The organism is Pediococcus argentinicus (genome assembly GCF_001437605.1).
GTDB lineage: Bacteria > Bacillota > Bacilli > Lactobacillales > Lactobacillaceae > Pediococcus > Pediococcus argentinicus.
On record NZ_JQCQ01000017.1, the window covers coordinates 24,077 to 36,326 of the forward strand.

12 protein-coding genes and 3 pseudogenes are annotated in these 12,250 nt (G+C 37.7%); 7 read left to right on the forward strand and 8 right to left on the reverse strand.

Features of this window, described 5'->3' with window-relative positions; translation table 11 throughout:
* Positions 1 to 33: 33 nt before the first annotated feature.
* Positions 34 to 714 (reverse strand): annotated as a pseudogene (locus tag IV88_RS05300) (SDR family oxidoreductase).
* Between IV88_RS05300 and IV88_RS05305 the strand changes: the two are divergent.
* Positions 649 to 822, forward strand: a pseudogene (locus tag IV88_RS05305) (universal stress protein); the annotation flags it as partial. The pseudogenes IV88_RS05300 and IV88_RS05305 overlap by 66 nt on opposite strands.
* A gap of 55 nt (positions 823 to 877) precedes the next feature.
* Here IV88_RS05305 and IV88_RS05310 read toward each other — a convergent pair.
* From IV88_RS05310 to IV88_RS05320, 3 genes are all read right to left on the reverse strand, one after another.
* Complete coding sequence (locus IV88_RS05310) at positions 878 to 1,768, reverse strand: diacylglycerol/lipid kinase family protein (RefSeq protein ID WP_057799515.1); 891 nt, start codon at positions 1,766 to 1,768, stop codon at positions 878 to 880.
* A 115-nt stretch (positions 1,769 to 1,883) separates the two neighbouring features.
* Complete coding sequence (locus IV88_RS05315) at positions 1,884 to 2,348, reverse strand: LysR substrate-binding domain-containing protein (RefSeq protein ID WP_236698607.1); 465 nt, start codon at positions 2,346 to 2,348, stop codon at positions 1,884 to 1,886.
* Positions 2,349 to 2,609: 261 nt separating this feature from the next.
* The gene (locus IV88_RS05320) at positions 2,610 to 3,227 is read right to left on the reverse strand and encodes a recombinase family protein (protein ID WP_057799516.1); all 618 of its coding nucleotides are present in this window, start codon (positions 3,225 to 3,227) and stop codon (positions 2,610 to 2,612) included.
* Positions 3,228 to 3,554: 327 nt separating this feature from the next.
* On the opposite strand from IV88_RS05320, the gene IV88_RS05325 reads away from it, so the two are divergent.
* A complete protein-coding gene (locus IV88_RS05325; protein WP_057799518.1) occupies positions 3,555 to 3,932 on the forward strand; it encodes a DUF1304 domain-containing protein in 378 nt (125 codons plus the stop codon).
* Between the two features lie 127 nt (positions 3,933 to 4,059).
* On the opposite strand, the gene IV88_RS05330 is transcribed toward IV88_RS05325, so the two are convergent.
* Positions 4,060 to 4,989: an IS30 family transposase gene (locus IV88_RS05330; RefSeq protein ID WP_057799520.1), complete on the reverse strand. Its 930-nt coding sequence runs from the start codon at positions 4,987 to 4,989 to the stop codon at positions 4,060 to 4,062.
* Positions 4,990 to 5,407: 418 nt separating this feature from the next.
* Here IV88_RS05330 and IV88_RS05335 point away from each other — a divergent pair, with 418 nt between their 5' ends.
* From IV88_RS05335 to IV88_RS05350, 4 genes are all read left to right on the forward strand, one after another.
* Positions 5,408 to 5,656, forward strand: a complete 249-nt coding sequence (locus tag IV88_RS05335) for a GlsB/YeaQ/YmgE family stress response membrane protein (RefSeq protein ID WP_057799523.1) — start codon at positions 5,408 to 5,410, stop codon at positions 5,654 to 5,656.
* Between the two features lie 179 nt (positions 5,657 to 5,835).
* Entirely contained in the window at positions 5,836 to 7,206 is a 1,371-nt protein-coding gene (locus tag IV88_RS05340) for a sugar porter family MFS transporter (protein ID WP_057799531.1), read from the forward strand.
* Between the two features lie 21 nt (positions 7,207 to 7,227).
* Positions 7,228 to 8,250: a polysaccharide pyruvyl transferase family protein gene (locus IV88_RS05345; protein ID WP_057799525.1), complete on the forward strand. Its 1,023-nt coding sequence runs from the start codon at positions 7,228 to 7,230 to the stop codon at positions 8,248 to 8,250.
* Positions 8,251 to 8,727: 477 nt separating this feature from the next.
* A complete protein-coding gene (locus tag IV88_RS05350) occupies positions 8,728 to 9,675 on the forward strand; it encodes an AbiH family protein (protein ID WP_057799527.1) in 948 nt (315 codons plus the stop codon).
* Positions 9,676 to 9,880: 205 nt separating this feature from the next.
* Here IV88_RS05350 and IV88_RS09100 read toward each other — a convergent pair whose 3' ends face one another.
* From IV88_RS09100 to IV88_RS09220, 3 genes and pseudogenes are all read right to left on the reverse strand, one after another.
* A complete protein-coding gene (locus IV88_RS09100) occupies positions 9,881 to 10,081 on the reverse strand; it encodes a hypothetical protein (protein ID WP_236698608.1) in 201 nt (66 codons plus the stop codon).
* A gap of 288 nt (positions 10,082 to 10,369) precedes the next feature.
* A complete protein-coding gene (locus IV88_RS09215) occupies positions 10,370 to 10,513 on the reverse strand; it encodes a hypothetical protein (protein ID WP_157059327.1) in 144 nt (47 codons plus the stop codon).
* A 168-nt stretch (positions 10,514 to 10,681) separates the two neighbouring features.
* Positions 10,682 to 10,846 (reverse strand): annotated as a pseudogene (locus IV88_RS09220) (helix-turn-helix domain-containing protein); the annotation flags it as partial.
* A gap of 215 nt (positions 10,847 to 11,061) precedes the next feature.
* Between IV88_RS09220 and IV88_RS05355 the strand changes: the two are divergent.
* On the forward strand, positions 11,062 to 12,250 hold a 1,189-nt coding region (locus IV88_RS05355), incomplete at its 3' end, for a KxYKxGKxW signal peptide domain-containing protein (RefSeq protein ID WP_236698609.1).

The following is a 12,250-nucleotide window of genomic DNA, read 5'->3' on the forward strand; positions in this document are numbered from 1 at the left end:
CTTTTATAACGCATAAAAATGAAATTGAATTTTTTATTGAGCAGTATAGCCACCGTCGACGACAAATTCTGATCCGGTAGCGAACTTAGATTCGTCGGAAGCGAGGTAAACACAGATGTTTGCAATATCATCAGGCTCACCGATGTGACCAACTGGTGTTAATTTTGTTTGAGCTTCTTCCATTCCTGGTTGGGCTTCCACTAGTGGTGTCTTGATGTACCCAGGGTGCACAGTGTTGACGCGCACGCCGTAACCTTGTTTTGCGGCATACAACGCTGCAGACTTGCTGAATAAGCGAACGCCACCTTTAGATGCATTGTAAGCAGCCAATAGTGGGTCACCGATGAATGGAGGACATGTTGATAATGGAGCCACCGTGGTCCTTCATTGCAATCATGCCGTACTTTGTTCCGTAGAAAACACCATCCAAGTTAATTCCCAGCAATTGATGCCATTCGTCAGATGTGGTGTGCTCAACATCTTTCGCAATGGCGATACCAGCATTGTTGACAATGATATCAAGCTTACCAAACTTAGAAACAGTATCATCAAAAACTTCTTTAAAGCGAGCTTCATCAGAGGCATCTTGTTGCATATAGAGGGTGTTGTCACGCCGTTCAGACCATCGAGTGCTGTTTGACCGTCATCCTCGTTACGGAAGGCGATCCGGGCGAGACCATTGTGGAAGAAGTTATTCCAGCTGTCCAACCCGATTTGTTAGTGGTTGGCGCAGAGTCTAAAAAAGGGTTAGCACGACATTTTGGTAGCCAAGCAGCCTACATGGCGAAGTATGCTCCCATCACGGTAACTGTGGTTCGATAATATAAAAAATGGATCAACGCTTTGATTGCGTTGGTCCATTTTATTTTGAGTTAAATTATTTAGGTACCATAACTTGAACGAAGCCTTGCTCTACGCCCAGTTTGATGGGGAGTTGGTCACTAGGATCACCATCAATTCGAGTTTCAACCTTCAAGTGTGAATCAACGGCAGAAATTTCAGCTTCCTGAGCGGTAAGTTGATCAACATCTTTGATATCCCGAAAACGTCCAGTTAAGAAATAACTTATGTATCCTAAAAGACGCATGAATGAAAAATGTTTCAGGATAACTAAGTGAATTTTCCCATCTGCTGGAGATGCAGATGTATCAAAATTAGTAAAACCACCCACTGAGTTGGTAGTGGTTGCTAATAGAAAGCGCGTGCGATAGACATGGTTGCCATCCGCAGTACTAACTTTAATCTGGTAAGATTTTTTAGCAATTAGCTGGCGAATTCCTTTACTCAAATAAATTAAAGGTCCCCATTTTTTCTTTTCATCTTGTCCGACATAGCGGGCCATATCAGCAAGGGTTCCAAGTGTAAGGCTACTAATGATGGCACGGTCTTCAGTATGGGCCAAATCCACAGCGAGGAGATGACCATTAAGAATGGTATCAAAAGCGGCTTCTTCATCTTGAGGAATTTTGAGTGCTTTAGCAAAATTATTGACGGTACCACCAGGAATAATTCCCACTTTGACTGATTTTTTAGCCTTAAGGAAGGCTGAAAACACGGTATTAATGGAGCCATCTCCGCCAATCGTAATAACTGTATCCAGTTGATCAATATGATCAACTACATAATCGAGCGCTTCTTGACGACTAGACGTGGCCTTTAAGGTGGTTGATCGCTTCAATCGTTCAGCCGCTTGCTGAAAACGTTCAGCGATGGATTTATTATCATTTTTTCCAGCATCTTCATTATAAATAACGGTATATTTAGGCATCAGAGCCTCCTTGTTGAGCTAAATTTTTTGTAAAGTATCTAAAAATAATCGATTTAAATTGGGTAAATTTCGATTTTTACTCCAAATGAGTGTGTTCGCTTCTGACATGTCAGGATTAAGCGGGCGGGCGAAAACCGCTTGCTGGTGAAACGTCCACAAGTTGATCATATAAAAGTGCAATTGCTGCTCTCGTTTTGACTAGTAAACTACCATTAAAAGCCAAATTGAAAGTTCCCACAAAATTAAGTTGATCATAAAGGGTGTTACTCCATTTTTGGAATAAACCGTGTTTGTAAGCCTGACGCGAAGTAATTAAAGGACGACCGACTAGATCAATTGGTCGGATTTTTTCCTGTTGGGCGAACGGTTCATCTGCTCGCATGATGGCGCACCAATGATTTTTAGCTGGTAAAACCAAAGTGTTGTAATTATTAAGAGGGCGATTTCCCTTAATAATGCCAAATTCTAAAATGCCTGCATCGAGGTCAGCTAAGATGGGTTCCTCATCCGCACTCCGAAGATTAACACGAACATCGGGGTATTGACGCATGATTTGCTGGGCCGTCTCCATGACTGGCATAATCCCCACACTTTCTCCTGCTCCAATGTCGAGCGCCCCACTAACTACATCTTGTTTTTGTAAGTTATAAGTAGTTTTATCAACTAAACCAATAATTTGTAGCGACCGTTCTAAACAGTTGTGGCTCCTTTTATTTCTTATCTATAACTGAAATAACATAATTTATGTTCATAAACCATCTGACCATGAGAGGTGTATAGATGTTCATCATCTGTTCATCCAAAATGACGAACGTGTGCTCAGATACCGCTTATTTAACAGCTATACCAACCGATCTTTAATATTAATTACTGTCTGCACCGATACACCGGTTTCAGCTGCAATTGCACGATAGCTAATTGGGGCACCGGTTGCTTTGTTTCTTAATTGATCAACGATACGGCGGTAGATAAACCGTTTTTGTGGGTTAGGTGCGTCTGCGGCGTAAGCGGGCCGCGTCCCTCGATATTTCCCATTGGCTTTGGCGATTTCAATTCCTTGACGCTGGCGCTCACGAATTTTCTTCCGTTCCGTTTGGGCCATATAATCTAGCAGCTTGGTTAACAGGTCAAACATAAATTTATCCATATCTGAATCGCCAGTGCGCATCGACAGAAATGGCGCATCTAAGACTTCCATTTTAACTTGTTTGTCCCTGATCTGCTTGATGATATCACTGGCATCATCATAGTTACGACTCAAACGATCCAAGGACGCAATGACCAGCGTATCGCCCTGTCGAACATACGCAATGGCTGCTTGTAATTCTGGTCGATTTTCGGTTGATTTTCCCGATTGCTTTTCTTCGAATATTTTTTCACACTCAGCTTTTTTAAGTGCTTTGATTTGACGTGCTAAATTCTGATCAGTTGAACTAACGCGGGCATACCCAATTTTCATCACGACTTCTCCTCTCGGAATTTGACCCTACATTATCGGTAACAGATTAGACACTCAAATTAGACATTTTTAACAGATCCAAGAATTGCTTACCGTGCCCGATAGAATCTCAGTCTTTTCCTATATTCTTAGTATAACGTTTATTGTCCATTTAGGGTAAACTCTGAATTTACAACTTTATCCGGATTAACTTAATGGCATTATTAGCAAAAGAACTTGGAAGAGTTATCAAGAGCTGATAATTTCTGGGCTTCAAACTGAAGATCAATTATTGGTTAAATGACCAACATTATCATATAATGATCAGAACAGATAGGGGATAAAACAATGGGATTAATTATTAAAGCTATGGGTATTTTAGTTGCTCTAGAATTTATGTTTATTATGTATTTAGAAACGTTTGCTACAACTTCTCAGCAAACAGGGAAAACTTTCCATATGACTAAGAATGACCTAACCAATTCGAATGTCCAATTATTATTGAAAAACCAGGGTATTTATAATGGTTTAATTGGTATGGCTATCTTATATGCGGTATTCGTTTCCAAGAACATGTCTGAACTTCTATTAGGAATTATGATGTACATTATTTTAGTTGCATTATATGGCACAATTTCTAGCAAAAACATTAGCATTTTTTTTAAACAGGCCTCGTTAGCTGTTATTTTGCTTGTATTGTTATTATTGAGCTGGAGCCGTTTATGACACTCTCGTAAGAATCTTAGATTGGATTGTAGTCAATACGTGAGACAGATTTTAAGAGAGATCAAGAACCGCGTTTAGCTTCCACAGCTCAAATAAATCATTAATTTCGATAAGGTAGATTGCAAATTTAATCCGAATTTTTTGACAAATTGGTCAACATAACCTGGTAAGGTGTTTGCCAGTTAAGTACTTTAAGGGGGCGCTGGTTAATTTCGAGTAACGTCGTGGTTAAATCTTGAGCACTAATGTGCTCAAAACAAGTCCCCTTAGGGTAAAAATAACGTAAGTTCCGATTAAATCGTTCATTACTGCCGCGTTCAGCTGGTGTGTAAGCATGGCAGTAATAGGTTGGAATACCGTATTGTGATTCAAATGACACTAGCTTGCTAAACTCAGTGCCGCGATCGACAGTAAAGCTGTGTACTGGCCCCTTAAAAGTTGCCAGGAACTGCGTTAGGGCTTCATTAACAGCTGCTGCTGTCCGATCTTTTAATTGATACGCCCAAAGAAAATGTGATTTACGATCAAGTAAAGTTAATAAAACGACCTTACTATGCCCGCGAGGGCCAACCACCGTATCTATTTCGAAATCACCGATGCGGTTACGTTGGTTAATCATAATTAGTCGTTGGTCAATTGAACGTCCTAATGATTGATTATATTTAGAACGTTGGTCAAGGTTACGCCGTTGGCGTAGACCATGTTCAGGTAGGTCACTCAAAGAAAATTCAAATTTCCCCTGATATAGCCAATTGTAAATAGATTTAGTAGCTAGTTTAAGTTCATGAGCAATCACTTCTGGTGACCAGCTTAGACGTAAATGGTTTAGAATGATTTGCTTTAATTTGGCATTCAATTTAGTTTTCCGACCACATCGTGCCCGCTTAGATTCAGCGTTCGCTTGCGCCAACTCAGCTTGATAAGGTTGACAGCGGGATAATTCATAAGAAATCGTGGACGGCGATCGTTTTAACTGCTCAGCCATTTGGGCATTGGCCAGTCCTAGTTCACAAAAGGTTTCAATTTTAATTCGTTCAGAATAGGTTATACTAGACAAAAGATTAGCTCCTAAAAAATGGGTTTGTGGTAAACACCATTTTAAGGGAAGCTGTTTTTTTGTCCGAACAGTGTTCGGATTAAATTTGCAATCTACCTTTCATTAAGGAAAGATGATGAGACTAAGTCAGCTGATCTGACCGAAGTTCCATATTGTAAATCTAATAATACGAGCTGATAATCATTAATTTAACACATAGTAATCCACCGAGCTTAACTGGAGATATGTGTTCTAATGGTTAGGCATAAAGTGAATATAAGAATTAATTCAAAATATTAGATGATCGGGTTACAACTTGAAGTTTTTAGTTAAAATCCCCAAAAACACGAACAACTGCCTTGTATTGCCTACTTATTAAGTGTATATTGTCCTTGTAGTTATTATGGAACATTTGTTCCCAGAAAAGAAGTGAAAGTTTATGCATTGGTTATGGGTTTTAATTGTTGGTGCAGTCATTGGAGCAATTGCTGGTGCCATCACCAATCGGGGCGCAGCTATGGGTTGGATTAGTAATATTATTGCTGGCCTAGTTGGCTCATCACTTGGTGAAGCGGTCTTAGGCAGTTGGGGGCCAAATATTGCTGGTATGGCCATTATTCCGTCAATTATAGGCGCGGTAGTGGTTGTAGCAGTTGTTTCTTTCTTTTTAAGCCGTAGCACAAAATAATTTTTTGTTTCTGCAAATATTTATTGAAATTTTTGCAATTGTTTTAAATGAATCTATGACCGCTATTGGCTTGGCCAGTTACTGTAGTAACTGGCCTTTTTTAATAAATAAGTCACCTCAATTTTTAGTGTTCGAGCACTATAATTATTATCGAGCTGAAAGAAGTGAAAGCATTAGCTATGCAAAAAAGAAATGAAAGTAAATACGGGCTATTAAATTACAGTGTTTACGTCATATCTTTAGGAGGATTTCTATTTGGGTATGACACTGGTGTAATCAACGGCGCTTTGGCTTTTATGAGCAAGACCAGTCAATTAAATCTTACTCCTTCCCGTCAAGGAATCGTATCAAGCTCATTAGTCCTGGGAGCTTGCCTTGGTGCATTCCTGTGTGGGAAGTATGCCGATAAATATGGCAGAAAGGTTACGCTACGTTGGGTTGCCGTTATCTTTACGCTTGCAACTGTATGCTGTGCGTTATCAATCAACTATATCTTTATGACCGCGTTTAGATTTATTCTGGGGCTAGCTGTTGGTGCCGCCTCTAGTCTTTCGCCAATGTATCTTGCAGAAATATCTCCCAGAGAGGTACGTGCTAACAACGTCAATAAGAATGCAATATTTATAGTTTTAGGACAGTTAGCAGCATTTATTATGAATGCCCTTCTAGGTAGCCTATGGGGTGGTTGGAGTCCAATTTGGCGCGTGATGATTTTAATGGCGTGTGTCCCCTCTATTATGTTGTGGATTAATTCATTCAATATTGCTGGAAGTCCTAACTGGTTAGTGCAAAGAGGGCATTTAAAAAGAGCACGTAATTTAGCTCATCGACTAGGATTCAAAAAACAAACTACTAACCGAATCATTGATGGGCACAAAAAAAGTATCAGAACAGAAACAAATTTAACTTGGAATCAAATTTTAACTAATAACCGCTTAGTCTACCTACTCTTAATCGGAATAATCATTGCCTTGATTCAACAAGTATCAGGAATTAATACAGTTATGTACTATGGCACTATCTTATTAGAAAAGGTTGGTATGGGCGAGCGTGGCTCTTTGTATGCGAATATATTAATTGGTTTGGCCTCTGTCCTTGCTAGTATCTTTGGGACCAGAATAATTGCTAATCACAACCACTTAAAAATGCTAAAAATTGGATTAGTAGGCAATATTATCTTTCTAGCATTGTTGGGTGTTGTCATGCATACAACCATGCTGTCACGGGGAGTAACCAATACTTTGGTCCTAATAATGCTTATCCTGTTTCTAGCTAATCATCAAGGTATTGTTAGCCCTGTCACTTGGTTGATTATGGCCGAGATATTTCCTAATAGTGTCAAAGCTAGATTTATGTCAATTGCGACAGCAACTACATGGATTACTAACTTTTCAATTAGCTTAGTTTATCCATTGCTAATTAATGCTTTAGGAACAGCTACAGTCTTTTTTGTATTTGCCATAACAAATGGGTGCAGTTTATTTCTTTCATTGACTGTTATTAATCAAGAAAAAATAAAAAAATCCTATCAGGAAAGTTCCGACAAATAAAAATGAAATGAGGAAAATAATATGGCCAACTTTTATATTAACCCTAATAACGTTGTAAACGAATTGCCTAAAAATGATCAGCCGAAATTTTTTATGTTTGGTGTTCCTAGCTACACCAATCTTGGCGACCAAGCAATCTCATTAGCTGAACGAAAGTATATTGAAGCTGAGTTTCCTGAGTACCAATATATTGAAATAGTAGAGGAAGATGATGACGCTGCTATTCCCATTGTTAAACAATGCATAACTAGACAGGATATTGTTGCTTTTACTGGTGGTGGGAATATGGGCAATCTTTATCTTAATCACGAGCGAGCACGTAGAAAAGTTTTTTCGACTTTCACTAATAACCTAACTATCTCATTCCCACAATCTATTCATTTTGAAGACAATGAAGCTGGAATTTATGAACAAAAGTTAAGTCAAGCAGCTTACCAAAAGAACCAAAACTTAGTGTTAGTAGCCCGAGATGCCCAAAGTTATCATAGAATGCAGACAACCTTCAACAATAAAGTTATTTTTACGCCTGATATGGTTTTATATATGCAGCCTATGAATGAAAAAAAATTAACACGTCAAGGATCCTTATTTGTTCTCAGACGGGATAGTGAAAAAGTCGTTAAAGATACGGTTATTCAAAATATAAAAGCTTTGCTGAGCACCCACCAACCTATTGAATTTACGGATACTGTTTTAGACACAGTTAAGACGATTACGCCGAATACTCGCGAAGAATTATTTAAAAAAGAATTAAGTCTATTCTCAGGCCAAGAAATAGTCATTACTGATCGATGGCACGCAATGGTATTCTCAGTTCTCACAGGAACCCCTTGTTTACTAATGGGAAACAGTTATGGAAAAGGTAAGCACGCCTACTTTGATTGGCTAGAGCACATAAATTGGATCAGTTACACTGATGAGGAAGATACAGCGAGAATTAAACAAGAAATAAAAGTGGTCATGGAAGCCAGCACTCACGCTTATGACCTCAGACCTGATTTTAAACAGTTACATGATTTAATTTCACTGGGGGTAGATCGGTAATTTCCGGGTTTTAATAATAGTTTATAAGCCTTAAATCATTCTAGTAATGTAAAAGAGCTCTAATATTAGAGCTCTTTTTGCATTTTCATATCCGTTATATTGTAACCGCTTTTCTGATACACTTGGATCGTTAGCAACAAGTGATTCCACTGAGTCCTGTATAGAGTCAGGTAACTTTCTTAAAACTGAAACTAGTTTAGTATGCGTTAAATATAATAAATCGGCTAGTTCTGGATTATCTGGATAATTTGTAATGGCAAATATTTCTGGGGTTATTGTTTTTTTGAAAAATCATAAACTTTTTTAATTTCAAGATTACCATTTTTATTTACTAGATACTCATCATTCAAATTAGTATGTTGAGTACTATCTATAACGATATTTTTGGGAAGACATGAAAATTCGCAAGAAATGGAAACAGTCTGATCATTTTGAGCGTGAATATTAAGATCGCTTTTATCGATTTTTACCGCTTCGTTGTTAAAGAATATTTCTTTTTGGGATTTTTATTTTTACTTTCACAAAGGAAAGCTTAATAACTGGGCAGATGTAGAATACTTTCTAAACAACCTATTAACGATAAAAAGTCATAAAACACATCCTGAACCTGATCTTGAAAAATCTTTAGATATGATAGCTAGGCTTAAATATTTAACACCTAGATCATTTGTTGAAGCGTCATTTACTGAAGAAATTAAGAAGTTGAAAGAAGATTTTACAGCAGACCGAGAAACATTGATTTTATTATTTGTTCTGTTAAATAATTTAAAATATGATATTAAAAAACAATCCGAAAGATATCTTTACGACTTTTTATTTGACGAATTAAAGAAATTTGAAAAAAACTTCAACGGTTATTTAAAAACATTACAAGATGAAAAGTACAAAGAAAAGAGTCAACAACTATTAAATAAATTATCTCATAATGAATGCTATAATTTGTTGTCCTTTAACTATACAACCCCCTGTACAAACGACTCTTCGTGTAATATAACACGAAATATACATGGAAAACTTGAAGATCATCCAATAATCGGGATTGATTCCAAAAATATAAGCCCTAATAGTCCAGTATTTAGATTTACAAAAACTTACCGAATAATGACTTTAGCGAGTGAGAAACAAGATAAATTATTACCCAAAACCGTTAAAACTATAGCTTTTTATGGACATTCACTTGCTCCAGCTGATTACTCATATTTTCAATCGATTTTTGACTATTATAATATTTATGATAATAACATTACTTTGGTATTTTACTATTCTATTTATGATGAGAGTAAAGAACAAAAAATAAAACGGAATCAATTTAATTCTGTTTCTAAACTTATGTCTGAGTATGGAACAACTTTTCATAATGAAAAAGGGGGGAATTTGATGCACAAAATGTTGCTTGAGGGTAGACTAATCTTGAAAAAATTGTAATGTTAAAAATTATCCAAAATCAATTTAATCCAGCATAGTTTATTGGCTAGGCCAATATCGTAATGTGACTGCGTGCCGATGCAATTAAGGCAGATTCCAATTTAATCGGATTTTTATAGGCATTATTGATCCCTCGCAATTCACTTGGAATGCTTAATCAATAATCACAAAACATTGGTCTACTTGTTTCATCATAGTTGCTATCTCAATCAACCGTTCTCACATTTTCCTTGCTTCGAATTAAGTCAACAATTAGTAAAACTGCTATTCCTAATAAAAAAACTACGGTAAGGAGCACAGTCGTTTGCATTCCAGTTAATAAATGATGCCACTCTAACTTAATCCCCATCGTTTTTTCAAAATGGCTTTGCTGACCATGAAAAGCCCTTCTTAATTTGTCACTCATAAAGATTTGCCGATAAATTGCTGCTACATATAGGCTATGCCAACTTGCTTTACCTGAGTAAGCATCAGTAATTGCTTTTTCGAGATTTGCAATATCTTGATCAGAATCTCCCGATTCATGACCACTAAAAACGGATTTATCTTTTAATACAAATAGGTTCTGACTGGTTCGACCATCATCTGTAGCGGAATTTGAATCATAATTGTGACGATGCAGAAATTCTGAAATTTCAGATCTGATTTTTGATTCATCATATTTTGCTTTTTGTTGTTCAGATAAATTTGTTTGCTATTTGTCTGAAACCAAAGAAGTTCCAATTACTGATGCATGAACAGTACTGGCATTATTCATACTGACACTGGCTAAACCAGTAAATGCGGATAAGACAGCTCCGCTTAAGGACAGCTTTTTTAGTCCTTTAGCATTATCCATATAATTACCTTGGCTTTCTAATAATTTACAAATATTATTTTATTTGAAAGCCTAAAAATAGAACTAATTATAAAAATTTGCGCAAAACAAAAAAGGCTATTTGTTATAGTCTTTTTAAAAAGTTATTGTCTTAAATTATGCCGCAAAAGCAGTAACAGCGAGTGATAAGGCATCTGTTTGGGCCACTTCGGCCTGGCAAGGTTCACATCGAGCTAATTCATAAGAAATTGTGGCAGGTGATCGTTTTAGGCGATCGCTCATTTGGATATTGGACAGGCCTAGTTCACAAAAGGTTTCTATTTTAATTCGTTCAGAATAGGTTATACTAGACAGAAGATCAGCTCCTAAAAGATGGGTTTGTGGTAAACACCATTTTAAGGGAAGCTGATCTTTTTTGTCCGAACAGCGTCGGATTAATTTTACAATCTACCTTATTCATTATACGCTCTCTTAAAAGTCGTCTCAGGAATCAGCTTACATCCACCATGAGTGTTATAATTACTATATAAGTTGAAACTCATCAATTATACAAAGCAGGGGATATAATTATGGACTTAGAAACAGACAACCCATTAAATTCCGAAAGGACTGTGCATTATAAACTGTACAAGTCAGGTAAACTGTGGCTTGTTGCCGGAGTGACTTTTTGTTCATTTGTTGGCAGCGCAATCATCAACGATCAAATTGCGCACGCTGATACAGTAACTGTAGCTAAAACAGCAACCACAGTCACACGGACAACCGTCAGTGCTGATTCAAAAACAAGCAATGATTCTACTCAAGCAGATACAGTTTCCACTACGGCTAACAAGGTCGCTAAGACTACTTCAAATATCGCTCACCAACCCAATAGTGCAACAAACAGCTTAAATACTAGTCAAGCAGCAACCGCTACCTCAAGTACAACCACCAAGGCTGCTTCGAGTATCCTCAGTCAAGCGGACAGCGAAACTGCCAACTCAAACACTAGTCAAGCAGTAACTGCTACCTCAAGCGCTACTACCGAGGCTGTTTCGAGTGCCGCCAACCAAACGGGCCAAAAAGTAAGCTCCAGTAATAACAAAAGCCATGAGGCAAAAGCTCACACAACTAGTGCTGCCTCTGGTTCTATTAGCCAAGTAAGTAACACAGCAGTCAAATCAGCAGCAAGTACCGAGAATACCAACAAGGCCACATCAGTTGCTTCAAGTGCAGTAAATCGCCAAGCAACCACGACCAAAAAAGCTGACATTAACTTAACTACGGTAACTGCAGCCACACCTAACACGAAGCCAGCTACACAAGTAAGACTAATGGCCACTAGTTCAGCTGCAATGAAAATCAAGCCTATAACTTACAAAATCCAATCGAAACAAATGACCCGTAATCAGTATCAATGGAAAGGTAGCAAATTATATTACTACGGTAATGACGGACAACCTATTACAGGACTGCGTCATTATGGTAATAACAAGCTCGAATACTATGGAAACGATCATGTCCAATATCGTAACCGTTACTTAACTGCTGCCAACAACCAGTTATATTACTTTGGGGGCAACGGAGACGCAATAACTGGCTTACGTCATTATGGTAATAACAAGCTAGAATATTATGGCACAGATCATGTTCAGTATCGTAATCGTTATGCTAGTCAGGGAAATCAGTTGTATTACTTTGGTAGCAATGGTGACGCAATTACCGGCTTGCGTCACTATGATAATAACAAGTTAGAATATTACGGCGCGGACCACGTTC

Excerpts from the sequence above, each read along its gene's own strand:
- IV88_RS05315 (WP_236698607.1), bottom strand. The coding sequence starts at position 2,348 with ATGCCAGTCATGGAGACGGCCCAGCAAATCATGCGTCAATACCCCGAT.
- IV88_RS05345 (WP_057799525.1), top strand. The coding sequence starts at position 7,228 with ATGGCCAACTTTTATATTAACCCTAATAACGTTGTAAACGAATTGCCT.
- IV88_RS09215 (WP_157059327.1), bottom strand. The coding sequence starts at position 10,513 with ATGGATAATGCTAAAGGACTAAAAAAGCTGTCCTTAAGCGGAGCTGTC.
- IV88_RS05310 (WP_057799515.1), bottom strand. The coding sequence starts at position 1,768 with ATGCCTAAATATACCGTTATTTATAATGAAGATGCTGGAAAAAATGAT.
- IV88_RS05325 (WP_057799518.1), top strand. The coding sequence starts at position 3,555 with ATGGGATTAATTATTAAAGCTATGGGTATTTTAGTTGCTCTAGAATTT.
- IV88_RS05340 (WP_057799531.1), top strand. The coding sequence starts at position 5,836 with ATGCAAAAAAGAAATGAAAGTAAATACGGGCTATTAAATTACAGTGTT.
- IV88_RS05320 (WP_057799516.1), bottom strand. The coding sequence starts at position 3,227 with ATGAAAATTGGGTATGCCCGCGTTAGTTCAACTGATCAGAATTTAGCA.
- IV88_RS05335 (WP_057799523.1), top strand. The coding sequence starts at position 5,408 with ATGCATTGGTTATGGGTTTTAATTGTTGGTGCAGTCATTGGAGCAATT.
- IV88_RS09100 (WP_236698608.1), bottom strand. The coding sequence starts at position 10,081 with ATGAGTGACAAATTAAGAAGGGCTTTTCATGGTCAGCAAAGCCATTTT.